Source organism: Flavobacterium sp. H4147, assembly GCF_029360735.1.
Classification (GTDB): domain Bacteria; phylum Bacteroidota; class Bacteroidia; order Flavobacteriales; family Flavobacteriaceae; genus Flavobacterium; species Flavobacterium endoglycinae.
Genome location: NZ_JARKNB010000001.1, coordinates 634,206 through 658,482 on the forward strand (window position 1 = coordinate 634,206; position 24,277 = coordinate 658,482).

Consider the following 24,277-nt stretch of genomic DNA (forward strand, 5'->3'; position numbering starts at 1 on the left):
TATAAAATCTGAAACCTTAAAGCATATCCTGAAACAAAATAACCAGACAAGAAATGCAGCAAATTTTTAATTTCATTATAAGAAACAGTAATCGATTGCTGTTTTTGCTGCTTTTAGGTATTTCGTTGACGCTCACAATTCAATCGCATTCTTATCACAGAAGCAGAGTAATCAGTTCGGCTAATTTTCTAAGCGGAGGTGTTTATGAAAGAATTAATCGTGTAAACGAATATTTGAATTTAAGAGCCGAAAATGATGAACTTGTATTAGAGAATGCAAGGTTAAAAAGTCTTTTATTTAATAAAGAAGACACTACCAAAGCACCGCTACCTGATAGTATTAAAGGGGTAAAACCAGCAGATATTATCGTTTCCAAGGTAATTCATAACTCATACAATACACACGAAAACTATATCACATTAAATTCCGGAAGAAATGAAGGAGTTAAACAAGATATGGGAGTAATTAACAGTTTAGGAATCGTGGGTGTTATAGACAATACTTCTCCAAATTACTCAACTGTAGTAAGTATTTTGAATATGAAGTCTCAGATTAATGCTAAAATCAAAAAATCAAATCATTTTGGTTCTCTTACCTGGGACGGAAAAAGCACAGGATTTGTACAGCTTGAAGATGTCCCTAGACTAGCATCTATTAGAAAAGGTGATACTATTGTTACGGGAGGACAATCGGTAATTTTCCCTGAGGGAATCAACATTGGTACAGTAGATAAAATCTTTATTAAAAAGAACACCAGTTACTACGTCATAAATGTTAAATTATTTAATGACATGACGAATCTAGGACACGTTTATATTATCAAAAGTAAAGACAGAGAAGAACTTATTAATCTAGAAAACAAAAGCAAAGAAAAAAATGAATAGCGCTTTGTTAGTAAATATTTTTCGTTTCATTATACTGCTGGCAGTTCAAATTGTTATTTTCAATAACATGAATTTTCTAGGATACATAAGCTCATTCCCTTATATTTTATACATCATATTATATCCAGTAAACAGTAATAGAGCTGGTTTGATTATTTCAAGTTTCTTATTAGGGCTGGTAATGGATATGTTTTGTAATTCGGGAGGAACTCACGCAACAGCTTGCTTAATATTATCGTATTACAGACCTTATATTTTCAAGTTCTCTTTCGGATTAAGTTATGAATACCAAACCATTAAACTAAACGAATCATTAACACCAGAACGGTTTTCATTTATTCTGGTCTCGGTTTTATTACATCATATTGTACTGTTTACATTAGAAGCATTTCAGTTTAAGTTCATTATCGATGTATTGCTCCGAACACTCTTTAGCACCATTTTTACTATTATCACTTCAATTATAATAATTTATCTTATTAAGCCCAATAAACGATGAGAAAAGTCTTGCTGCCCTCTTTAATTATTATTGCAGCGTCTTTGCTAGTGATTCGGATATTCTATCTGCAGATTGTCGACGATTCATTTAAATTGAAATCAGAAAATAATGCGATAAAAAAGGTCTACGACTACCCGGAACGAGGTTATATTTATGATCGAAATGGCAAACTTATGGTTGCCAATCAAGCTTCTTATGACATCATGGTAATTCCAAGAGATATCAAAGAAGATCTTAATGTGGCCGAATTTTGCGCACTTTTAAATATTACAAGAGAAGAATACGATAAACGAATTGCAAAAGCAAAAGTTTATAGTCCGAGACTTCCATCTGTATTTTTATCTCAGTTAAATAAAAACGAGTTTGCTGCTTTTCAAGAGAAAATCAGAAAATACGAAGGTTTCTACTTCCAGAAACGTTCTCTTCGTGATTACGAAGTAGATTATGGCGCGAATATTTTTGGTTTCATTACGCAGGTAAACGAAAAACAAATTGCACAGAATCCGTACTATAACAGCGGGGATTTAATTGGAAAACAAGGTGTAGAAGAAAGTTATGAAGAAATTTTACGCGGTATAAAAGGTGTAAAATACATTCAGAAAGACAAATACAACCGTGAAATTGGTCCTTATAAAGAAGGACGATACGATACGATTGCCGTTGCTGGAGAAGATATCAATTTAACTATTGATGCAGAACTTCAAAAATACGGAGAAGAATTAATGATTAATAAAAGAGGTGGAATTGTAGCAATCGAACCTAAATCAGGGGAAATTCTTGCTTTAGTTACTGCTCCTTCTTATGATCCGGGAATTTTAGTTGGAAGACAAAGATCTAAAAACTACACGCTTTTATATCATGATTCTATCGCCAAACCATTATATGACAGAGGACTTTTAGCAGAATATCCTCCGGGTTCTCCATTTAAAATTTTAACTGGACTAGTGGCTTTACAAGAAGGCGTTGTAAACGAACAAACGACTTTTATGTGTCATCACGGATTTAGTTATGGAGGCGGACGTTTTATGAAATGCCACGGTTTTGGACCTCATCAGCTTCATAATGGAATTTACAATTCTTGCAACACCTATTTTGGCCAAGCTTACATGTTGACCATAAACAAATATGCAGATCCTGGAAAAGCGGTTGACGTTTGGAGTGATCACGTAAAAAGTTTTGGTTTAGGACAATTTATGGGATATGATTTACCAACAGGTAAAAGAGGAAATATTCCAACATCAAAAACATATAAAAGAATTTATCCTAATGGTGGATGGAGAAGTTCAACGATTGTATCTAATGCGATTGGACAGGGAGAGGTCTTAATGACGCCGATTCAGCTTGCAAACATGATGGCAACTGTTGCAAATCAAGGATATTATTACACGCCTCACATCATTAAGAAAATTGAGGGCAAGAAAATTGATGCTAAGTTTACCACAAAACATACGACTACGATTGACCAGAAATATTTTCCTCCAGTTATCAGCGGTTTGTTTGATGTATATAACAAAGGAACAGCTTATGCGCTTAAAGTAAACGGAATTGATATTTGCGGAAAAACTGGTACTGCTGAGAACTTTGCTAAAATTAATGGTAAAAGAACACAGCTTAAAGACCACTCTATTTTCGTAGCATTTGCTCCAAAAGACAATCCAAAAATTGCTATTGCAATCATGATTGAAAACGGAGGTTTTGGTGCCAACGTAGCCGGACCTATTGCGAGTTTAATGATAGAGAAATATCTGAGACATAAAATTACCAGAACAGATCTTGAAACAAGAGTTTTAAACAAAAGTTTGGCTGCTGAATATGCTAAACTAGGCGGAATGAACGAAGCTAGCAAAATTGAATCGGTACCGAAAGATTCTATTTTACAAGCAAAAATCGTAAAACCAAAAACTGAAGCTCCTAAAACTGAAGCTAAGAAAACAACAATAGACACTACTAAACAGAACTAAGAAAGATTATTTCAAATGAAAAATCAAAGTGTAAAAAATAATATTGATTGGATAAGTGTCTTTATCTACATTGCGTTGGTAACTTTAGGCTGGCTGAATATCTATTCATCTTCTCTATTATCAACAGATGGCACTTATCAAAAACAGCTGATTTTCATTGGATGTACCATTCCTTTAATTTTTGTTGTGCTTTTTGTTGACGGAAAATTTTATGAAAAATACGCCAGTATAATTTTCGGTGTTTCCCTTTTGTCCTTAGCCGGATTATTTCTTTTTGGAAAAACAATTGCAGGTCAGCGATGCTGGTACGCTATTGGAAGTTTTACACTTCAGCCTTCGGAGTTTGCAAAAGCCGCAACTTCATTGGCATTGGCCAAATATTTAAGTGACACTCAAATAAATTTAAAAGAAACCAACAGGCAGCTGCAGGCTTTAGCAATCGTCTTTCTTCCAGTAATGCTAATTTTACCACAGCCTGACCCAGGAAGTGCTTTAATTTACAGCGTTTTCATTTTGGTTTTATTTAGAGAAGGACTTCCTTCGTGGTATGTATGGACAGGATTTATTACCATTTTATTATTCGTCCTTACACTCGTATTAGAACCATATGTGGTTATTTTAATTTCACTTGGAGTACTATTGATTATTCATTTTAAAGGTAGGGCTGTAGACAGAAATATCATTTTAAGTGCTATTATGCTAGCGGTAATCTCTGGTTTTGTTCTTTCTGTTGATTATGTATTTGACAACGTTTTTAAACAGCACCACAGAGATCGTTTCAATATTTTATTGGGTAAAACCGTTGATATGAAAGGTATTGGATACAATACCAATCAATCTGAAATTGCGATTGGATCTGGAGGATGGCTTGGAAAAGGCTTCCTAGAAGGTACGCAGACAAAAGGAGGTTTCGTGCCAGAACAACATACAGATTACATTTTTACAACCGTTGGAGAAGAATGGGGTTTTGTTGGCTCTTTAGTCGTTATCTTGCTTTTCACTTGTCTGTTTTTAAGAGTAATTTATTTAGCTGAAAGACAGAAAACAAAATTCAGTCGGGTTTACGGATATTGTGTTGCCGGAATTCTGTTTATACATTTCTTCGTTAACATTGCCATGGTTATTGGTATTTTCCCAACAATTGGGGTTCCTCTGCCCTTCTTTTCTTATGGAGGTTCTGGACTCTGGGGCTTCACCATTTTGCTATTTATCTTCTTAAAAATGGATGCTAATAAGGTAAATGAATGGTAATCTTGAATACCAATATTTAAATTCCAAATTCCAATTGACTTAATATATATGAGATTTAAAAATCTCTTTTTAGACAAATAATTTTATCTGTTTCACTAACAGATTGACATAAAAAAATCCCCGAAGAATACTTCGGGGATTTTTATTTTTATGATATTTTATATTTGCTCTGTTGGTTTTTTCTTTAAAAGCTTAAGTAAAACCGGGAATGTCGAGATGATGATAATAACTATAATAATAACTTCAATATGCTCTTTTAAATCGATTCCTTGTTCTAAAAAGACACCATATAAATAATGTCCCGAAAAGATCAAAATAAACGACCACAAAAAAGAACTCAAAATATTATAGAACATAAACTTCTTTTTATCCATCGAAACAATTCCTGCAATTATAGGTGCAAATGTTCTGAAGATTGGCAGAAAGCGAGCATAAATAATAGCTTTTCCGCCGTATTTTTCGAAGAAATCTTTAGATTGTAAAAGGTATTTTTTCTTAAACCAGAAAGTATCTTCTTTCTTAAATAAGTAATAACCGCTTTTTGCTCCAAACCAGTAACCTGTCATGTTACCTAATACTCCCATTAAAGCTACTGCAGTAGAAAGCAAAAATACATTTATGAAATCACCTGGGATATAAACAACATTTTGAATTAAATCTCGGCTATAAATACCTGCTAAAAAAAGTAAACTGTCCCCTGGAAGGAAAAAGCCTGCGAAAAGTCCTGTTTCTGCGAATACAATAAACAGAACAATAAATAACCCAATCTGAACACCTCCGATACTTAAAGTTATATAAAATTCAGGGTTTAGTAACTGGGTCCATTGAAAGTTATTCATAAAATGAGTTTGGTTATACGTATCAGCTTGTGAAATTAACGATTATTTATTTTAACAACAATTAAAAGCGGTATTTTAAAGATAAATTAACTATTAAAAAAGCCCAAGTATCAACTTGGGCTTCTAAAAAATTATTGTTCTCTTTCGTATTTGCAGCAAGAATGTAAATTATTATAATCTGTATCTGTCGCTTTTACTTCCTTTGTATCGTGTCCGGCCTTTGCAACTGCCATATTTAAATCTTTTGTAGAAGATTTTTCTTCATTCAAAATAACACTCAGCTGGTGCGTGCTTACATCCCACGAAGCAGTTTTTACACCTGGAACACCAAATGCGGCTTTTTCAATTCGTTTTTTGCACTGTTCGCAATTTCCGTTTACTTCTGTCGTGTATTTTAAATTCTTATTTTTTTTAGTTTGAGCCTCAGCCGTAAATCCTAAAAAACTAATTATCGCTATTAAAATTAAATTCTTCATTTTGTATCTATTTAGTGTGTAAAATTAATATTCTTTATTTGATTTTGAATCGTAATCCTGCATAATACATCTGTCCGAAAATTGGAGCGTATGCTACAGAAGCATCAAAGTTTGGACCGAATGGATCATTAGCGCCTAAAATTGCTTTTTGCTGTTTGTAATTACCGATGTTCTCTCCTCCTATATATACTTCAAAAACAGGAGAAAAAATTCGTGTAACCTGAGCATTCATTACAGCATACGAAGGTGAAAAATCAGGAAACTGATCCTCAGCAGGATTAGAAGCCGTGTAAGGAAGCTGTTGTTTCCCTGACCAGTTAAATGTATAGTCGAATTTCCATTGTTTTCCTTCATCACTTGCAGTCGTTTCGTATTCTAAATTCCCCAGAAAACGATGTTTTGCTTGAAGCGGACGCTGGAAAGTTCCTCTTAAATAATCTGTTTGGATATCATAATATTTATAAGCTGTTCTCAAATTCAAATTTTGAATCAACTCATAATTAAATTCAACCTGCAGACTGTTGGCAAAAGAGCTTCCTTTCAAATTGTAAAACAAAACATCCTGCGGACTTTGCATAATATCTACTATCGCCTGATTTTGAAAATCGGTTCGGTATAAATCAAAACCAGCTTCGGCATTTTTATTAAATAGTTTGAATTTCTGAGAAAAACTGATTCCGTAATTCCATGCAATTTCTGGATTTAGCCCATATACTTTTCCATTATTATCTAAAATTGAAAAAGTTCTTGAACTGGCAAATAACTGCTGATTTTCGGCAAAAATATTAGCCGAACGTTTGCCTCTTCCAGCAGAAAAACGAAGTACTCCATTTTTCCAAGGATTGTAACGAACATGTAAACGTGGCGTTACAAAAAATCCTAATCGGTTGCTGTTGTCTACTCGTCCACCTAAAATTACACTGAAATTATCGGTATTATCATAGGTATATTCAAAGAAAGCTCCAACAGAATTATCAATTCGGCTGTAATCCACAATATTCACAAACTCTTGATATTGATCGTATGTAAAATTCAAACCCGTTGTGAATTTATGCATCGTATTATTAATAATCGAATTGAAAATCAAATTCGAATAGAAACTATTTTGTCTAATATCATAGAGATTTAAACCAAAATAAGAATCTTGTTTGTGGCTGTTAAATGAGTTTTGAAAACCAATACTCTGATACGGCATATCAGGAAAAACATAACCAATTTTTGTAGAAACATCAAAACGTTCTGTATTGATTTCTGATCCCCAGTGATTGGTTGTACCACGATCACGATCTTTATCAAAATCAAGTTCTCCGGTTTGTTTTTTATCATTCATATATCTGAAATTGATAAAACTCACCAGTCCGCTTTCAGCATCATAATATTGGTACCGATTTAAAACATTGATTTGTTTTCCTAGCGGATTATCCAAGAAACCGTCGTTGTTCATATCATTTTTGGCGACACGTGCATTTCCATGAACGAATAAACTTGTGGCCCATTTATCTGATAATTTCTTGTTGAAATGTGTATTCAATTCAAATCTTGAATCGGTAGAACCATACGCATTTAGAAAAAACGGAATGTCGTTTAATGGTTTTAGAAGTTCTGTATTAATTTGTCCAGAAATACTTTCATAACCATTGATAACGCTCCCTGCGCCTTTGGTAATCTGAACACTTTCAATCCATGTTCCCGGTGTAAAAGACAATCCATAAGCCTGTGAAGCACCTCGTACAGAAGGAATATTTTCTTCTGTAATCATTAAATACGGGCTTGTAAGTCCTAACATTTTGATTTGTTTTGTTCCCGTTAATGCATCCGAAAAATTGACATCAATAGACGGATTCGTTTCAAAACTTTCTGCCAGATTACAACAAGCTGCTTTTAAAAGTTCTTTACTCGTAATTAATGAAGTATTGGCTGTAAGTGTATAGGATTTTTTAATTCCTTTTTGCTTTTTTGTGATTTTTACTTCTTCCAGATTTTCTTGTGAAAACATAGGAACAGAAAGCAAAAACACCACAAAAAGCATGATATTTTTTTTCATAAAAAAGACTTTAATGTTGTTTAGATTTTTGAATGCTATTTCTCAAAATAAGAAACACACAAACATTACATTTCAAGCCACACGAAATGACTTGATTCTAAAAACATTAAAATCAGGAATAAAAAATATACTGGTGATATAATTTGAATAAGGGGGGCGCATTCGCATCAGAATAATACGAAATAATCTGACCGCTTTTAAAATTCGGAACCGATAAAAAAGCAATTGGTTTGTATTCTTGAATTACAGCAGGAAATGCTAACTGAAAGAAGAAGATTTTTAAAGTCGCATCATCTGATTTTTTCTCAAAATGAACCACTTTATCTTTACAGCAGGATGATACTTTTTCTTTTTCACCGCAGCATTTTTTCTCTGGTTTAGCCGAAACGCTGGTATTTAAAGATACAGAAGCAATTTTTCCTCCACAATAATGCACGTCAAAAGCAAACCCTATGTTGGAAACCAACAAGAGAAAAGCCAATAGTAAAACAGTGCATTTTTTCATACTGCAAATATATCTAAAGATTCTGCGATAAACTCTAATGAAATGTTATTTTTTTGAATTTTGAAGCTGGTAATAAAATGCCGGAATAAACAAAAGCACAAATATGGGCTGAATGATAAATCTTCGCACATAAAACAAAAGCCAATTGCTATTTGGGAAGTATTCTATAATTATAAAAAACGCCGCAAAAAGCAAAATCGAAAAAACAGCATATAAAATAGCCGTAAAATTTAAAATTCCTTTATCCTGAAAAAGTGTATAAATTAAAATCAGAGATAAAATTGTATTTAAACCAAAGCGAAATATCAAATTATAAAAAAGCTTAAAAGAGTCAACTTCAGGCAACGGCACATTCGTAAATTCTGATTCGAAATATTCTAAAAAAGGATCGTAAAACAATGAATTTTCGAATGTCCTGATTAGGGCAAAACAGAAAACAATTCCAATAGAAATTAGAATTTTACCTTTATGCTGTAAAAGACTATTTAGCATATTTAGAAAATTTATTTACCCAAATAACCCAAAGGATAAAAACAGCGCCATAGATAATTAAAGGAAAAACAACTCCGTGTAGAAAATGTCCTTTTTCGGGAAAATGAAATAACAAAACTGTCAATAATGCAATTCGTACAACGTTTAAAATATAAATTAATACGATTCCGAAAAGGATATATAATAAGGTAGCTTTTAATTTACCCGAAAAAGCAAGTACAAACGAAATAAATAAGATAATAACACTTATTGCATTACAGCCTTCAATAATTCTGACCAAATATTCATTCTGAAAAAAAACCTGAAGACCAGAAGCTCCTATATCTCTTTGAACATCGACATCGTAACCAAATGCTTCCAGCAAATGTTCGACATTCTTGCCGACAAACTGAGTAATTCCGTCCACTTCAGTCGTGCTAAAACTATTTAGATAAAGTTTATACAATACCGTAAGCACAATATAAGCCGCAAAGAAAGTGCCTATAAAAATTAAAAACGGCCTGAATTGTACCAAATATTTTTTCAATAGATTTTTTTTTCAAATTTATGTATTTTTTGAGTTTAGCTTTAAATACTTTTGTATAAAATTTTTAAATCATGACATTTCAAGAATTACAACCAAAAATAAGCGCAATAGTTTCTGATACTAAACTTGTTAGAGACGAAAAATTATTAGCAGTCTGCCAGTTATTAAATGAAAATGTAGAATATTACAACTGGGTAGGTTTCTATTTTGCTAATCACGAAGCCAAAACACTTCATTTAGGACCTTATGTAGGTGCTGAAACAGATCATACTGTGATTCCTTTCGGTAAAGGAATCTGCGGACAAGTTGCTGAAAGCAATGCAAACTTTGTGGTGCCGGATGTTAAAGCTCAAGATAATTATATTGCCTGCAGTCTGACTGTGAAATCTGAAATTGTAGTGCCTTTATTCGTAAACGGAGTAAATATTGGTCAAATCGATATTGACAGCCATGTTATCGACCCTTTTACTGAAGCTGACGAAAGATTCCTTGAATTTGTAAACCAAGAAGTTGCCAAATTATTCTAGAAGTCCTATTTTTAGTATAAAAAATAGCGCTGAATGAAAAAAAGCTTTTTCATACTATTTCACCTTATCATTTCGGTTCATCTGTCGGCACAGATTAATATGGTCTCAAAAAAGATCTTTCTGGACTCGTTAAATCGCGAAACCACACCTGATAACTATGCCTATACAAGAGTAATTACCAATTATTCTCAGAAAGGCGTACGTTATGTTGTAACTGATTTTTACAAAAACGGAAGAAAGAGAATGACTGGCTCTACTCTGGACAGAGATATTCTAAAGAAAGATGGCGAGTTTATTTATTATTACAAAAGCGGATCTAAAGAATCTGTTGTAAATTATTCTGAAGATCATAAATCTGGAAAAGAGGTTAATTGGTACGAAAACCAAAATAAAAAATCTGAAAAACAGAATAGCTGGGATCCTAAAACAAAAAAATCGCAGACTCTGATTTTGAATTTTTGGAACAAAGACAACGAACAAACCGTAACGAACGGAGAAGGCGAATATGAAGAAACAGATACTTCTGTAACACAAAAAGGCTCCCTTAAAGACGGATTAAAACAAGGTCTATGGAAAGGAAATGACATCGTTCGCAAAATTTCTTTCACTGATAATTATGACAAGGGAGTTCTAATTTCAGGAACAAGTGTTGATGAAAATAATATGAAGTTTTCGTATTCTTCTTTAGCAGAAAAACAAACTGGCAAAAAGGTTGTAAAAACCAATAAATAACACATGATTTGTCTTCAAAAATACCGCCAAATCATTAAAAAAGAATTTCTTAATGCCTTATTTTTAGATTCTTTTATTTTTTTTTGATTTTTCTGTTTTTTTAATCTAATTTTGCACCCGTCTTACAAAAGTTGTATTGACATACATAAAAATCATTAAATAATATTGGAATGTATTTAACTAAAGAAAAGAAAGAAGAAATCTTCGCACAACACGGTGGTGCAACAAACACTGGAAGCGCAGAAGGTCAAATTGCATTGTTCACTTACAGAATTTCTCACTTAACTGAACATTTGAAAAAAAATCGTCACGATTACAACACTGAGCGTTCTCTTGTACTATTAGTAGGTAAAAGAAGATCTTTGTTGGACTACTTGAAAAAGAAAGATATCAACAGATATCGTGAGATTATCAAAGTATTGAATATCAGAAAATAATCAATATAGAAAAGAGGTGCGAGAGTGCCTCTTTTTGTTTTTACATTACAGCTATTTATAATAAGCATATTACAAGAAAAAAAGTTTGGTTTTTCATTGGGTTTTAGATAACAACAACTACACACAACAACAACTACAACACAACTAAAACCCATTGTATAATCAAAAAGGAAAAATTATGATTCCACAAGTTTCACAAGAAATTATCGATTTGGGAGATGGAAGAAGCATCTCAATCGAAACTGGTAAATTAGCAAAACAAGCCGATGGTTCAGTTGTTGTACGTTTAGGAAACTGTATGCTTTTAGCAACAGCAGTTTCTGCAAGAACCTCTAACCCAGGTGTTGACTTTTTACCATTAACGGTAGATTACCGTGAAAAATTCGCTGCAGCGGGACGTTTCCCTGGAGGATTTTTCAAAAGAGAAGCAAGACCAAGCGACAGCGAAGTATTAACTATGAGATTAGTTGACCGTGTGTTACGCCCACTTTTCCCAGACGATTACCACGCAGAAACTCAGGTTATGATTCAATTAATGTCTCATGACGATGAAGTTATGCCAGATGCATTAGCTGGTTTGGCAGCATCTGCCGCATTAGCTGTTTCAGATATTCCATTTTACAACTTAATTTCTGAAGTACGCGTTGCTCGTATCGACGGAAAATTAGTAATCAACCCAAGCAGAACTGAATTAGAAAAATCTGACATCGATATGATGATTGGAGCTTCTATGGATTCTGTTGCCATGGTTGAAGGTGAGATGAAAGAAATCTCAGAAGCTGAAATGGTTGAGGCTATTAAATTTGCTCACGAAGCAATTAAAGTTCAAATTGTTGCTCAACAAAAATTAAGAGCAAAATTAAGCTCTCAAGAATACAGAACTTACGAAGGTGAAGTTGAAGATGAAGCTGTTTACGCAAAAGTAAAAGCTGCTGCTTACGATAAATGCTATGCAATTGCACAAGAAGCTTCTGGAAAAGCTGAAAGAGGTGAAAAATTTGCTGCTGTAAAAGAAGAAGCAAAAGCTTTATTTACAGAAGAAGAATATACTGAAAATGCAGACCTTGCAGGTTTAGTTGGAAAATACTTCTACAAAACAAACAAAGAAGCAGTTCGTAACGTAATTCTAGAAAAAGGAATTCGTCTTGATGGTAGAAAAACTACGGAAATTAGACCAATTTGGTGTGAAACTGATTATTTACCATCTGTTCACGGATCTTCTTTATTTACACGTGGAGAAACTCAAGCCTTGGCTACAGTAACTTTAGGAACTTCTAAAGAAGCTAACCAAATCGATTCTCCATCAGAACAAGGCGAAGAAAAATTCTACTTACACTATAACTTCCCTCCTTTCTCTACTGGTGAAGCAAAACCATTAAGAGGAACTTCAAGAAGAGAAGTTGGTCACGGTAACTTAGCTCAAAGAGCTTTAAAAAATATGATTCCTGCAGATTGTCCTTATACAATTCGTGTTGTTTCTGAGGTTTTAGAATCTAACGGTTCTTCTTCTATGGCAACTGTTTGTGCTGGAACAATGGCTCTTATGGATGCTGGAGTTCAAATGACAAAACCAGTTTCTGGTATTGCTATGGGATTAATTACTGACGGTGAGAAATTTGCTGTATTGTCTGATATTTTAGGAGATGAAGATCACTTAGGAGATATGGACTTTAAAGTTACTGGAACTGCCGACGGTATCACAGCTTGTCAAATGGATATCAAAATCGAAGGATTACGTTATGACATTATGGAACAAGCTTTAGCGCAAGCTCGTGACGGACGTTTACACATTTTAGGAAAATTAACTGAAACAATTGCTGCTCCAAGAGCAGATGTGAAAGCTCACGCACCTAAAATTATCACTAGAACTATTCCTGGAAACTTTATTGGAGCATTAATTGGACCTGGAGGAAAAGTAATTCAAGAATTACAAAAAGCGACAGGAACTACTATCGTAATCAACGAAGTTGACGAGCAAGGAGTTGTTGAAATTTTAGGAACTGATCCAGAAGGAATCAAAACGGTATTGGCTAAAATTGACGCTTTAACTTTCAAACCACAAGTTGGCGAAGCTTACGAGGTGAAAGTAATCAAAATGCTTGATTTTGGAGCTGTTGTAGAATACACTGCTGCACCAGGAAATGAAGTATTGCTTCACGTATCTGAATTAGCTTGGGAGCGTACTGAAAACGTTGCTGATGTAGTTAAAATGGGAGATGTTTTCCAAGTGAAATACTTAGGAATTGACCCTAAAACTAAAAAAGAAAAAGTGTCTAAAAAAGCACTTGTTCCAAGACCTCCACGTGAGGAGAAAAAAGAGTAATCAGATCTTAGTTTACTAAAGGTTTATTCATAGAAAACCCCAATTCATGTATTTGAATTGGGGTTTTTAAGTTTTGGAATTTCTAATCAGGTTTTCCCATTTTATACAAATGTTTGAAATGAGAATACATCATTTCAAATAATGTTTTATGATGATAGGGCTGTTTATATTCTCTTGTCGTTTCTTCAATTATGGCATTTATTTCACTGTAATTGGTGTGGCAGATATTTGGAAATAAATGATGCGCTGCATGGCAATTTGATCCTCCACTTAAAAACCTTGCCCACCCTTTATCTGCGTCCCAATCACAGCTGGTATAAAGCTGATGAACTGCCCAAGTGTGCTCCAGAAATTCTCCTTCAGGCTGAGGATAATCGGCTTCATCAAAAAAATGGGTACCAACGAGCATTATAATAAATATCATAGAAGTAAAAGCACTTGCAGAAAGATACGTCAGCGTAACAAAATTCCATGAAAAATGAGTATACAGTATTGGAAAAATTAAAACCAATGAAAAGTAGAATACTTTATACAATATAAATCTCAAATACAATTCAAACTTAGGAACTCCCCTTTTCATCCAATCATATTCATTCGAAAATAAATAGACCCAGTCACTCATAAAAACAGAATGTAACAGCGTAAACATATAAACAAAAGGCGCATAATAAACCTGATATTTGTGTTTTGGTTTCCACGGATGTGTAGGACTTAATCTTAAAAAAGGATTTTTATCGATGTCGATGTCACTTCCTTCTACATTTGCATATAAATGATGAGAACGAATATGTCGTAATCCCCAAAGCATTGGATCTATTCCAACAGTAAGAAAACTATAAAAATGAAGTACCGAATTTGCTTTTTTATTTTTGAATGCTGTATTATGAGACGCATCGTGTCCGAAACTAAAACCAATTAACAATCCAGATAACTGAAAAACAACATACAGCAACCAAAAGGTCATTTTACTTATGGAATCTGAAAAAAGAAAACCATAGCATGTATAACACACAATTGTCCAAAACACTCCTTTAAACCAAAATCTGGCATCTCCGTAAGAAGTATTTTTATCTTTAAATTTTTCATAGACTTTTTCTTTTAAAGCAGAGAAAAATATTTTTTCTTCTTCTGATTTATTAAAATATTTAGCTTTCATAATAACATACTTTTATATTACGAAGCAAACGTATTGTGTTTATCGCATTCGAATTTGCGAAAACCAATAAAACATTTTTATATATTTGTGATTATCGCAAAATCATGAATCATCAAGAAACTTTTTTAAAAGCTATTAGAAGCAAAATTTCTAAGTCAAATTCATTAATCGATGAAATAGCCACTATTTTGGAAATAAGCTATGATGCGTCACACAGACGAATATCTCAAAAGAGCAAGTTTTCAATTGATGAAACCATCAAGCTCGCTAGTTACTTTAATATTTCGCTTGACAATATATTTTCGAAAAAAGAGAAGGTTATTATCGAAAAAACCATTGAAATTACTTCCATGAAGGATATGCTGGAATATTTCAGATCGTCTGCAATCCAAATCGAAGCGTTAACAAAAAATCCAAGTACTACATTGTTTTATTCGGCTAAGGATATTCCTTTGTTTTATTTTATGGATGGAACAATTCTATCAAAATTCAAAGCCTTTGTATGGATTAATCTTTTGAACAACAATCAAAAAAAAATTTCTTTTGAAAAATTTATAATCGAAGAATCTTTTTCTGATTCCATGCAAAAACTAAAAAAGATTTACGAAAATACTATAGTAAATGAAATTTGGAACGATACAACCATAAACAGCAGTCTGCAGCAAATACTATATTTTTATGAAGCTGGTCTTTTGAATTTAAAAAGTGCCAACGCACTTTGTAAAGATTTAAAACGAATCATTAATTTGATACAGGAAAAATGTAATAATCCAGAGAATAACTTTTCTGTTTATTACAACGAACTGATTTTACTCAACAATAACATGCTTATTGAAACGGATGAAAAATTAACTATGTTTGTTCCTTACACACTTTTAGGTTATTTTATTACTGATAATGAGGATGGCTGCAAAAATGTCCATCAGTTTTTTAAACAACAGATTCAGAACTCAATACCCTTAAAACAATCTGGAATTAAAGAACAAAACCTCTTTTTCAACCGAGCAATCCGAAAAATTGACTATTATTTGGATAAGATAAATTCTCAGGTAGATTTACATTTTTAAATGTTAACTTCCAAAACAGTGATTCAAATCTTCGAACTACTGTTTTAATTTTTTTAATATTTAGGACAATCTTACAATTATTTATTCTTTCGTGAAGAAAATGTAAAAAATTAAAAAAAACACGTGAAAACTTACATTTTATTAAAGAAAAAAAATACCTTTAACCACCAAAAATAAATTATTAACCCTAAAAACCTTATTATGGATTTTAATATCATCCAAATTACCAAAATCAATAGTGAAGATTTTTCGTTTATTGACAAAACAAACCTTACTTTTCCAATAGCTCCTTTAGCTTCAGCATTTATTTATCAGAACAATGGAGTTGACACATTAAAGATTTGCGCTACTTTATATATTAACTCAAAAGATTCTCAAAGCCCCCTTGTAGGCACAATTACAGAACACGTTGATACTGTAGAAATTTATTTTGACTATGACTGGGATGAGAGCACACCAGAAACATACGACGTTTGGTATGTTGAAGTAGATTACAGTTCAGACACAATTGCAAATGTTTCAAGAGTTATTTCTTATTTAAGAGACATTGATCCAGAAACTTCAAGAGGTACAGAAACAACGGTTAAATATCCATGATAAATTGTATTTGTATAGTATAAAAAGAGCATCGATAAAAATTTCTTGTCAGGGATTTTTGCCGATGCTTCCTTTACTTTTATAAAACAAATATTATGTTTAGAACAAAACTAATTCTAAGTCTATTACTTTTATTTTTAAGTTTTTCCGTTTCTTCACAAGAGAAATACAACAATGATTTATTAAATTCAGAACTTAATAAAAAAATGTTGAAGTTTAAAGATGAAATTAATTTCAAAAAAGCACAGCAATTTTTCTTTCAAAAAAACTGGGATTCGACTTTAGTGTATTCTATGAAACAGCTAAATTCAGGAAAAGTGAAAGAACTGAAAGACTATTGCCATTTTTTAAGAGGAAGCAGTTTCAGAGAATTAAAACTTTTTGAAGAAGCAAAAAAAGAATTCAATTTGCTTTCAAAAGAATTTATTCTATATCCGTTGGTGTACAACAATCTAGGAATAATATCACTTGAATTAAAAGATTTCAAAAAAAGCATTTATTATTTCAATAAACTTGAGCAGCTTTCAGATAAGGATCAGAAAAAATACTACATCAAAAGTCTTCACGAAAATTTAGGAGTTTGTTATCTGCACTTAAACAAATTTTCTCAAGCAGAAACTTATTTTTTAAAAAGCAGTGAAATTTTAAAATTAGAAAAAGATACTATTTCCTTAATTGGAAGCTACAATAACATTGCAAATTTATATTATCAACAATATAAAGATAATTTAGCAATTCCATATTTTGAAAAAGCGTATCTTTTATCAGCTAAAGTAAAAGACTTTGAAGTAAAAAGACAGACTGCAAAAAACATGTCAGTCGTTGAAGAAAACAGAAACAATTTTAAAGCTGCTTTGACTTATAGAAAAGAATCTGAACAATGGAAAGATTCTTTAAACAACCAAAATAAAATCTGGGCTGTAGCCGATTTTGAAAAGAAGTTTGCAGTTGCTCAAAAACAAAAAGAGATAAAAGTTCTTCAGGTTGAGAATAAACTTAAAAACACGCAGCGAAATAGCTTATTCTTCTCTGCAGTTGGATTGCTTTTAATTTTAACCGGAGGTGTTTATTTGTATGCCCAAAAAGTAAGAAATGGTAAAACCATATTGCGCCAAAAAAATAAACTTGACGAATTAAATGCCACTAAAGACCAGCTTTTTTCTATTGTAAGCCATGATTTACGTTCGTCTGTAAATGCTTTAAAAACCAGTAATGCTAAATTATCGGCAACACTTGAAACTAAAAATTACGATGAATTAAATCACCTGATTATTCAAAACAGCGGTATTGCAAATGGTGCTTATAGTTTATTAGACAATTTATTGCACTGGGCCTTATTACAAACCAAACAATTGTATTTTCATAAAGAATCTGTTCATTTACATTCTGTTATTCAACAAATTGAATATAATTACAAACCATTACTACTTGATAAATCTATTGATTTTGAAAATTTAGTTTCAAAGAACATATTTCTATTTGTTGATCTTGATTCTTTAAAAATTGTATTTCGTAATCTTTTAGATAATGCTATTAAATTTTCGAATGAAAACGGACAAATAAAATTTCTATCGAACGATCTTGATTCTGATTATTGCCAGGTTATAATACAAGATACCGGAATAGGAATGAGCGAAAAGACCATTACAGAATTACTTCAAGAGGGCGAATTACTGGCCAAAAAAGGAAATTCTGAAATTATTGGAACGGGTTTAGGATTACAATTATGTAAACAGATGATTGCTAAAAACAATGGAACATTTACAATTGAAAGTGAACCACATAAAGGAACGAAAATGATTATAACATTACCCAAAAACAAATAAAAATGGACAATATTAATGTTTTGATTATAGAAGATACACCTGAACAAAGCGATATGCTTGTAAAAGTGCTGCTGGAAAATAATTATAGCATTGCAGGTGTGGCCGCAAATTTTGCCGATGCCCTAAAACTTTTTTATGAAAAAACGGTAGACATTATTATTATAGATGTTTTTCTTGACGGCAAACCAGAAGGAATTACTTTCGCCGAATCGATCAATATCATCCCAAATGCTTCTAAACCATTCGTTTTCTTAACGAGTTCACAAGATCGACAGATTTTTGAAAGGGCAAAACTTACAAAACCTTTCAGCTTTTTAATGAAACCTTTTAACGAATTAGAAATTTTATACGCCATAGAAATGGCTGTAGAAAAGTTCTACGAACAGACAAATGTTTTCTTGAGCGAAGAGCAGAACACGGTTATAAGCAACGATTCATTATTTATAAAAAAGAAAAATTCCTTAAAGAAAGTTGCTCTGGAAGACATTCTTTATATAGAAGTCGAAGAACGTTATTGTAACATTATTACCGAAAAAGAAAAATTCGTTATTTTAATATCATTGACCAAAATCAGTGAGTTATTGGATAAAAATAAATTTGTAAAAACGCATCGAAATACTATTGTAAATATTGACAAGATTGAAGAAATCATTTTGGCCGATAATCTTATCATATTAAAAGGAAACCACAAAATCAATCTAAGTGATACGTACAAAGATTTTATAAAGAAGATGAACATCTTATCTTAAAAAATATCTCCCAAATAAATTAAATCCTCTTACTAAGAGGATTTTTATTTTGAATCCTGTTTTAGCACAATTCGTGACATAAAAAAAAGCTTTCATGACAATTGCACAAAAAAAAGAAAACATCAAACTTATTTTTACCGTGATAATAAAACAAAAAACAGATGAAAACAGCCATAATTGTACAACCAGAGATGAAGCTTTTAACGATTCTTAAAAAAATAAAAAACAATCCTTGGATTGGAGTCACCGTATCTTTGGCAGTTATTATTCCAAGTTTATATAAAGTATTAGATGATGTAACGGTTTTCAGAATAGAATATATCTGGCTTGCAATCTTTTTTCCCTTATATCTCAGATCTTTAAAAAAAATATTCGATGAAATTCTAGATAATCCAAATGAAATGTAATAGATCAAAGAAGAAAAACTAAATTCTCGCTAACTATATTCAGTAAAAAGCCTAAATCATTGTGATGATTTAGGCTTTTTTACTTAAAAAACAATTGATTTATCACATTTTAACAGATAACCGTTTTGTTTATAAGCTTTTTTTTATATTTTTGGAATCTACCAAAGACAATCATCAAAACCATCAAATCCTTTGAAAAATTATCAAAAAAAATCCGTTTTCCTCATATTATTTGGGGTATTCCTAAACATTTATATTAGTTACGGTCAAACAAACAATGATGTATATATTTACAATTGGTTTGACAAATCTGTTGGCAAAAACAATCTCGATATTAATAATGGGACGCCACACACGAATCCTTACAGAACTTTAAATGACAGCCATTTATATTTAATTGATAAATATGAATTAGGAAAAATTACTTATGAAGGACAAAATTACTACGAAGTAAATCTTAAATATGATATTTATAGAGATTTATTAGTTTTAAATCCTTATGGAGAATCTGAAAATACAGGTATTAATTTGATTCAAAATAAGGTTGAATCTTTTTCTATACTAGATAAAAATTTTGTTAAAATAGACAAAAAAAACAATACCGTACCAGAATTCACAACAGGTTATTATGAAGAAACTAAAATTGGACCTGATTTTACTTTCTATATAAAACACCATAAAGACATGCAAAAAACGGCTTCCGAAAATGGTCTTTACTACACTTTTAAAGAAAACAATACTTTTTTTATCGATTTTAAAAATCAAATATATGCCATTAAAGGAAAGAGCGATATTTTAAAATTATTTCCTGAGCAGAAAAAACAGATTAACGGGTTTTATTTAATGAATAGAGAATTAAGAAAATCTGATTTAAACCAGTTCATGAAAAATTTGATGAAATATACATATAACTCTCTTTCAACAGCAATCAAATAAGACAAATGAAAAAAATTTTACTCTCCTTAATTATTGTATTCTCCTTTCAATTGTCTTTTGCACAAAATACAAATGAGAAGTTATCTATTATTTTTAAAGATGAAACTTTAGCCAATGCGCTTAAACGTATTGAAGAAGCATCAGGATATAAATTTTACTTTGATCCAACTTGGGTTAATTCAGATAAAGAATTGATTTCAGGAACATATACTGATATAAAAATTGATGATTTACTTGACAAAGTACTTAGCAAAACCGATTTGAATTTTATCATTCTGAAAAACAAAGTTATTTTTACTTTAAACAGTACAATTCACGACACTTTACCTTCAAATTATTTCGCCGATGCTCCTGCCGAAACAGATCAAAAGGGTAATGACCAAAGCGAAAACCCAATTTTTCATCAGCAATATGATTCGATCAGCAATTATAGTGTAAACAAAAAATCTTCAATTGTTTTTATTGGTAAAGAAAACAAAGACAATGTTAAAAAAACATACACGGTTTCTGGATCAATTAAAAATGAAGAAACTGGAAAAGCAGAGCCAAATATCTATATTAAAATACGAAACAAAAATATCAGCACTTCAACTGATCTTGACGGAAACTATTCTTTACAGCTTCCTAGAGGAGTAAATATTATTGAAGTTAAATCTCTAAGCCATAAAGAAGTAGTAAGAACATTAATGGTATATGACGATGGAAAGTTTGATATTAATATCAACGAAAAATCGAATCAATTAGATGAAGTTGTAATTAAAAAGAAAGGACAAAAAACTACCGAAACAACTGTTTCTGGTCTAGTATCTATTGATATTGAAGGCATTAAAAATGTTCCTTTAATTCTTGGTGAACGAGATATTCTTAAAGTTGCCACAACTTTCCCTGGAATTAAAACTACAGGAGAAGGATCGGCAGGATTTAACGTACGAGGAGGAAAAGACGACCAAAACTTAATTCTTTTGGATAATGCAGTATTATATAATCCGCAGCACTTTTTAGGATTCTTTTCGGCGATAAACCCATATACAGCAAAAAAAGCAGATATCTATAAAGGAAGTATTCCTGCAGATTTTGGAGGAAGATTATCTTCTGTTTTTGACATCACTACTAAAAATGGAAATCCTGAAAAATTCTCTGGTGAAGGAGCTATTGGTCCTATAACTTCAAATCTTACCTTAAGTACTCCAATACAAAAAAACAAATCAAGTATTATTGTTGGTGGTCGCGCTACTTACTCTGACTGGGTTTTAAAAACTCTTGATGATGAAAATCTAAAAAACAGCCAGGCAGGATTTTATGATGGTATTATTAAATACAACAATGCTATTAATGCCAACAATAATTTAGAAGCTACAGCTTATTACAGCCATGATCGTTTCAGTCTAAGTTCGGATTCTATTTACAAATACAGCAATAGACTTGCTTCTTTGAAATGGGATCATACTTTCAGCAAAAAAAGTAAAGGAGCTTTAATTTTTACAAACAGCGAATACAAATTCAATATCGATTACGATTCAAATGATATAAATGCATTTGATTTCGGATATAAAATAAATGAATCACAATTACAGTTAAAACTTAACTATCAACTGAACCCAAAACATACTCTTTCTTACGGTATTGCGAGCAAATTATATAACATTTCACCAGGATATCAGCATCCAAAAGATCCAAATGCTACTTTAATTTCAACTGATATAGAGAAAGAAAGAGCATTAGAATCTGCTGTATACCTTGCTGACAGTTATAAAGTAAATGACAAATTACTTCTTGATCTTGGTTTAAGATATTCTTTTTACGCTTCTTTAGGTGAAGCTAATGTGAATACATACGAGCCTGGATTACCACTAAGTGATGAAACTGTTACTGGAACAGAACACTATGGAAAAAATGAGGTTGTAAAAACATATGGCGGACTTGAACCTCGCCTTGCTGCTCGATATTTTATTACCGAAGATTTTTCGATAAAAGCAGGGTATGATCTAACACGTCAATATATTCATTTATTATCAAGTAACGTTACCCAATCTCCAACAGATACTTGGAAATTATCTGATTCTAATGTAAAACCTCAAACTGCTCAGCAAGTTTCTTTAGGTTTATTTAAAACACTAAAAGATGAAGAATATGAAGTTAGTTTAGAAGGCTATTACAAAAAGTCGAGTAACATTCTTGATTATAAAGTTGGAGCGCAATTACTTCTAAATGATAATGTAGAAACTGAATTATTACAAGGTGAAGGAAAAGCTTATGGAGTTGAGTTACTTTTAAAGAAAACAACCGGAAGATTAAACGGATGGATTGGATATACGTATTCACGTTCGTTTATCAAACTTGACAGTCAATTCAGTTCAGAAATCGTAAATAATGGACGATATTTTCCAGCCAATTTTGACAAACCTCATGATTTAAGTGCTATTTTAAACTATAGATTTACAAAACGTTATAGTTTATCAAGCAACTTTTTATATCAAACAGGCCGACCAATTACCTACCCTATTGGAACTTTTCAATATGGAAATTCACAATACACTTTATATAGTGACAGAAATGCCTATAGAATTCCGGATTACATTCGTTTAGATATTGGAATTAACATTGAAGGAAACCATAAAATTAAAAAATTAGCACACAGTTTCTGGAATATTTCTGTTTACAATGTGCTTGGAAGAAACAATCCATACTCTATTTATTTCGTAACAGATCAAAATGGAAAAGTAAAAGGATACAAGACATCTATTTTCTCAATACCTGTACCAAGTATTACTTATAATTTTAAATTTTAATTCTTAGTTTATAATGAAAAATTATAACCGAAATAGTATCATTATTTTAATTACATCAGCTTTTATTTCTAATAGCTGTACAGAAACATATCCTTTATTGACCAATACTTATGAAGAAGCAATTGTTGTTGAAGCTACGATTACGAATGAACTAAAAAATCAGGAAATTAAGCTTACTAAAACAGCGCGTTTTGAAGATGAAAGTTATATCTCTGAAAGTGGTGCTGAAGTATTTATAACAGATAATTCAGGAAAAAGATATGACTTTGAAGATCAATCTGATCGCTATGTTTCAAAAACAGAATTTCAAGCAGTACCAGAAGTAAAATACCAATTGCATATAAATACGAAAGACGGCAGATCTTTTGAATCGTCTATAGAAACTCTTTCAGCAGTAAATCCAATGCAAAGCGTAAAAGCGGCAGTTGAAACGAAGGAAAATCAAAGAGGTGTGAGTATAAGAATAAATAGTTTTGACCCGAACAATAAATCCAAGTATTACAGATATGAATATGAAGAAACATACAAAATTATTACTCCCAAATGGGTTAATACAAAAGCGGTCATAAGTCAAAATGGGGCACTTACTTTTGTACCTAATTCTACTGATGCCAAAGTTTGTTATGGTTCTAAGAAAAGCACTAATCTAATTTTAGTAAGCACAAATAATTTAAATGAAGATCGTGTTAATTATATGATTCGGTTTATAAGCAATCAAGATTATATAATCACTACACGCTATAGTATACTAGTAAAACAATATGTTGAAAATTTGGCGGCATACAATTATTACAGCACACTAAAAAAAATGTCTGGAAATGAAAGTATTTTATCGCCTACGCAACCAGGAATTTTATTAGGTAATTTAAAATCTACCAAAAATCCAAACAACAAAATCGTTGGATATTTTGATGTTGCATCAGTATCTGTAGAAAGAATTTATTTTAATTATGCTGATTTATTTCTTGGGGAAGCACCACCGCCATATTATACAGATTGCCAAGAATTTTGTTATGCCGACTATCCTTTCAATCCTGATCCATGTACACATGCAGGCCACTTTATGGACGATTTAAGCTTAAATAAAATTAGCTATTATTTATTTGGCAGATTTTACTTTTGGGTCAATATTCCCTGTGGAGATTGCACTACGATTGCATCGAATATAAAACCAACATTTTGGACAGACTAAAATATAAACTTACAAATTAAAATAGATTCTTCAAATTCAAAACCAGAAAACTATTTCTCTAC

23 protein-coding genes are annotated in these 24,277 nt (G+C 31.8%); 16 read left to right on the forward strand and 7 right to left on the reverse strand.

Annotated elements, in window-relative coordinates:
* Positions 1-53: 53 nt before the first annotated feature.
* Genes mreC through rodA form a run of 4 tightly spaced genes read left to right on the forward strand, consistent with a single transcriptional unit; the run spans position 54 to position 4,595 of the window.
* Positions 54-884, forward strand: coding sequence for a rod shape-determining protein MreC (mreC, locus tag P2W75_RS02705; RefSeq protein WP_207297999.1), 831 nt, complete (start codon positions 54-56; stop codon positions 882-884).
* Positions 877-1,383: a rod shape-determining protein MreD gene (locus tag P2W75_RS02710; protein WP_207298000.1), complete on the forward strand. Its 507-nt coding sequence runs from the start codon at positions 877-879 to the stop codon at positions 1,381-1,383. The genes mreC and P2W75_RS02710 overlap by 8 nt, the downstream gene beginning before the upstream one ends.
* A complete protein-coding gene (gene mrdA / locus P2W75_RS02715) occupies positions 1,380-3,344 on the forward strand; it encodes a penicillin-binding protein 2 (protein WP_207298001.1) in 1,965 nt (654 codons plus the stop codon). The genes P2W75_RS02710 and mrdA overlap by 4 nt, the downstream gene beginning before the upstream one ends.
* Before the next feature lie 15 nt (positions 3,345-3,359).
* On the forward strand, positions 3,360-4,595 hold the full coding sequence (rodA, locus tag P2W75_RS02720) for a rod shape-determining protein RodA (protein ID WP_207298002.1): 1,236 nt from the start codon (positions 3,360-3,362) through the stop codon (positions 4,593-4,595).
* Positions 4,596-4,753: 158 nt separating this feature from the next.
* On the opposite strand, the gene P2W75_RS02725 is transcribed toward rodA, so the two are convergent.
* From P2W75_RS02725 to xrtF, 6 genes are all read right to left on the reverse strand, one after another.
* Entirely contained in the window at positions 4,754-5,434 is a 681-nt protein-coding gene (locus tag P2W75_RS02725; protein WP_207298003.1) for a DedA family protein, read from the reverse strand.
* A 131-nt stretch (positions 5,435-5,565) separates the two neighbouring features.
* Positions 5,566-5,910, reverse strand: coding sequence for a heavy-metal-associated domain-containing protein (locus P2W75_RS02730; protein WP_207298004.1), 345 nt, complete (start codon positions 5,908-5,910; stop codon positions 5,566-5,568).
* 34 nt (positions 5,911-5,944) lie between these two features.
* The gene (locus tag P2W75_RS02735; protein ID WP_276378804.1) at positions 5,945-7,954 is read right to left on the reverse strand and encodes a TonB-dependent siderophore receptor; all 2,010 of its coding nucleotides are present in this window, start codon (positions 7,952-7,954) and stop codon (positions 5,945-5,947) included.
* A gap of 112 nt (positions 7,955-8,066) precedes the next feature.
* Positions 8,067-8,459 carry a hypothetical protein gene (locus tag P2W75_RS02740; RefSeq protein WP_276378805.1) on the reverse strand — a complete coding sequence of 131 codons (393 nt, stop codon included), beginning with the start codon at positions 8,457-8,459 and terminating at the stop codon, positions 8,067-8,069.
* A gap of 45 nt (positions 8,460-8,504) precedes the next feature.
* Positions 8,505-8,951 carry an exosortase F system-associated protein gene (locus tag P2W75_RS02745; protein WP_276378806.1) on the reverse strand — a complete coding sequence of 149 codons (447 nt, stop codon included), beginning with the start codon at positions 8,949-8,951 and terminating at the stop codon, positions 8,505-8,507.
* Positions 8,941-9,477 carry an exosortase family protein XrtF gene (gene xrtF / locus P2W75_RS02750; protein WP_276378807.1) on the reverse strand — a complete coding sequence of 179 codons (537 nt, stop codon included), beginning with the start codon at positions 9,475-9,477 and terminating at the stop codon, positions 8,941-8,943. The genes P2W75_RS02745 and xrtF overlap by 11 nt, the downstream gene beginning before the upstream one ends.
* A gap of 71 nt (positions 9,478-9,548) precedes the next feature.
* Between xrtF and P2W75_RS02755 the strand changes: the two genes are divergently transcribed.
* The 4 genes from P2W75_RS02755 (at position 9,549) to P2W75_RS02770 (ending at position 13,496) form a co-directional block, all read left to right on the forward strand.
* Positions 9,549-10,004 (forward strand): GAF domain-containing protein, encoded by a 456-nt coding sequence (locus tag P2W75_RS02755; protein WP_207298009.1) that lies wholly within the window; start codon positions 9,549-9,551, stop codon positions 10,002-10,004.
* A 33-nt stretch (positions 10,005-10,037) separates the two neighbouring features.
* The gene (locus P2W75_RS02760) at positions 10,038-10,736 is read left to right on the forward strand and encodes a hypothetical protein (protein WP_276378809.1); all 699 of its coding nucleotides are present in this window, start codon (positions 10,038-10,040) and stop codon (positions 10,734-10,736) included.
* A 170-nt stretch (positions 10,737-10,906) separates the two neighbouring features.
* The gene (gene rpsO, locus P2W75_RS02765) at positions 10,907-11,173 is read left to right on the forward strand and encodes a 30S ribosomal protein S15 (RefSeq protein WP_207298011.1); all 267 of its coding nucleotides are present in this window, start codon (positions 10,907-10,909) and stop codon (positions 11,171-11,173) included.
* A gap of 178 nt (positions 11,174-11,351) precedes the next feature.
* Positions 11,352-13,496 (forward strand): polyribonucleotide nucleotidyltransferase, encoded by a 2,145-nt coding sequence (locus P2W75_RS02770; protein ID WP_276378810.1) that lies wholly within the window; start codon positions 11,352-11,354, stop codon positions 13,494-13,496.
* An 82-nt stretch (positions 13,497-13,578) separates the two neighbouring features.
* Here the strand turns inward: P2W75_RS02770 and P2W75_RS02775 are convergent, their stop codons facing one another.
* Entirely contained in the window at positions 13,579-14,652 is a 1,074-nt protein-coding gene (locus P2W75_RS02775) for a fatty acid desaturase (protein ID WP_207298013.1), read from the reverse strand.
* Between the two features lie 104 nt (positions 14,653-14,756).
* Here P2W75_RS02775 and P2W75_RS02780 point away from each other — a divergent pair, with 104 nt between their 5' ends.
* From P2W75_RS02780 to P2W75_RS02815, 8 genes are all read left to right on the forward strand, one after another.
* Complete coding sequence (locus P2W75_RS02780; protein WP_276378811.1) at positions 14,757-15,719, forward strand: helix-turn-helix domain-containing protein; 963 nt, start codon at positions 14,757-14,759, stop codon at positions 15,717-15,719.
* 201 nt (positions 15,720-15,920) lie between these two features.
* On the forward strand, positions 15,921-16,316 hold the full coding sequence (locus P2W75_RS02785; protein ID WP_207298015.1) for a hypothetical protein: 396 nt from the start codon (positions 15,921-15,923) through the stop codon (positions 16,314-16,316).
* 206 nt (positions 16,317-16,522) lie between these two features.
* Positions 16,523-18,142, forward strand: a complete 1,620-nt coding sequence (locus P2W75_RS02790) for a tetratricopeptide repeat-containing sensor histidine kinase (RefSeq protein WP_276378812.1) — start codon at positions 16,523-16,525, stop codon at positions 18,140-18,142.
* A gap of 2 nt (positions 18,143-18,144) precedes the next feature.
* Positions 18,145-18,891, forward strand: coding sequence for a LytTR family DNA-binding domain-containing protein (locus tag P2W75_RS02795; RefSeq protein ID WP_207298017.1), 747 nt, complete (start codon positions 18,145-18,147; stop codon positions 18,889-18,891).
* 161 nt (positions 18,892-19,052) lie between these two features.
* Positions 19,053-19,298 (forward strand): hypothetical protein, encoded by a 246-nt coding sequence (locus tag P2W75_RS02800; protein ID WP_207298018.1) that lies wholly within the window; start codon positions 19,053-19,055, stop codon positions 19,296-19,298.
* A gap of 192 nt (positions 19,299-19,490) precedes the next feature.
* Positions 19,491-20,234, forward strand: coding sequence for a hypothetical protein (locus tag P2W75_RS02805; protein ID WP_207298019.1), 744 nt, complete (start codon positions 19,491-19,493; stop codon positions 20,232-20,234).
* Between the two features lie 5 nt (positions 20,235-20,239).
* Positions 20,240-23,023, forward strand: a complete 2,784-nt coding sequence (locus P2W75_RS02810; protein ID WP_276378813.1) for a TonB-dependent receptor domain-containing protein — start codon at positions 20,240-20,242, stop codon at positions 23,021-23,023.
* 13 nt (positions 23,024-23,036) lie between these two features.
* The gene (locus tag P2W75_RS02815) at positions 23,037-24,215 is read left to right on the forward strand and encodes a DUF4249 domain-containing protein (protein WP_276378814.1); all 1,179 of its coding nucleotides are present in this window, start codon (positions 23,037-23,039) and stop codon (positions 24,213-24,215) included.
* The last annotated feature ends 62 nt before the right edge of the window (positions 24,216-24,277 follow it).

Bases quoted from the DNA above. Each gene is read 5' to 3' on its own strand.
- mreC (WP_207297999.1), top strand. From the start codon at position 54: ATGCAGCAAATTTTTAATTTCATTATAAGAAACAGTAATCGATTGCTG.
- P2W75_RS02710 (WP_207298000.1), top strand. From the start codon at position 877: ATGAATAGCGCTTTGTTAGTAAATATTTTTCGTTTCATTATACTGCTG.
- mrdA (WP_207298001.1), top strand. From the start codon at position 1,380: ATGAGAAAAGTCTTGCTGCCCTCTTTAATTATTATTGCAGCGTCTTTG.
- rodA (WP_207298002.1), top strand. From the start codon at position 3,360: ATGAAAAATCAAAGTGTAAAAAATAATATTGATTGGATAAGTGTCTTT.
- P2W75_RS02725 (WP_207298003.1), bottom strand. From the start codon at position 5,434: ATGAATAACTTTCAATGGACCCAGTTACTAAACCCTGAATTTTATATA.
- P2W75_RS02730 (WP_207298004.1), bottom strand. From the start codon at position 5,910: ATGAAGAATTTAATTTTAATAGCGATAATTAGTTTTTTAGGATTTACG.
- P2W75_RS02735 (WP_276378804.1), bottom strand. From the start codon at position 7,954: ATGAAAAAAAATATCATGCTTTTTGTGGTGTTTTTGCTTTCTGTTCCT.
- P2W75_RS02740 (WP_276378805.1), bottom strand. From the start codon at position 8,459: ATGAAAAAATGCACTGTTTTACTATTGGCTTTTCTCTTGTTGGTTTCC.
- P2W75_RS02745 (WP_276378806.1), bottom strand. From the start codon at position 8,951: ATGCTAAATAGTCTTTTACAGCATAAAGGTAAAATTCTAATTTCTATT.
- P2W75_RS02755 (WP_207298009.1), top strand. From the start codon at position 9,549: ATGACATTTCAAGAATTACAACCAAAAATAAGCGCAATAGTTTCTGAT.
- P2W75_RS02760 (WP_276378809.1), top strand. From the start codon at position 10,038: ATGAAAAAAAGCTTTTTCATACTATTTCACCTTATCATTTCGGTTCAT.
- rpsO (WP_207298011.1), top strand. From the start codon at position 10,907: ATGTATTTAACTAAAGAAAAGAAAGAAGAAATCTTCGCACAACACGGT.
- P2W75_RS02770 (WP_276378810.1), top strand. From the start codon at position 11,352: ATGATTCCACAAGTTTCACAAGAAATTATCGATTTGGGAGATGGAAGA.
- P2W75_RS02775 (WP_207298013.1), bottom strand. From the start codon at position 14,652: ATGAAAGCTAAATATTTTAATAAATCAGAAGAAGAAAAAATATTTTTC.
- P2W75_RS02780 (WP_276378811.1), top strand. From the start codon at position 14,757: ATGAATCATCAAGAAACTTTTTTAAAAGCTATTAGAAGCAAAATTTCT.
- P2W75_RS02785 (WP_207298015.1), top strand. From the start codon at position 15,921: ATGGATTTTAATATCATCCAAATTACCAAAATCAATAGTGAAGATTTT.
- P2W75_RS02790 (WP_276378812.1), top strand. From the start codon at position 16,523: ATGTTGAAGTTTAAAGATGAAATTAATTTCAAAAAAGCACAGCAATTT.
- P2W75_RS02795 (WP_207298017.1), top strand. From the start codon at position 18,145: ATGGACAATATTAATGTTTTGATTATAGAAGATACACCTGAACAAAGC.
- P2W75_RS02800 (WP_207298018.1), top strand. From the start codon at position 19,053: ATGAAAACAGCCATAATTGTACAACCAGAGATGAAGCTTTTAACGATT.
- P2W75_RS02810 (WP_276378813.1), top strand. From the start codon at position 20,240: ATGAAAAAAATTTTACTCTCCTTAATTATTGTATTCTCCTTTCAATTG.
- P2W75_RS02815 (WP_276378814.1), top strand. From the start codon at position 23,037: ATGAAAAATTATAACCGAAATAGTATCATTATTTTAATTACATCAGCT.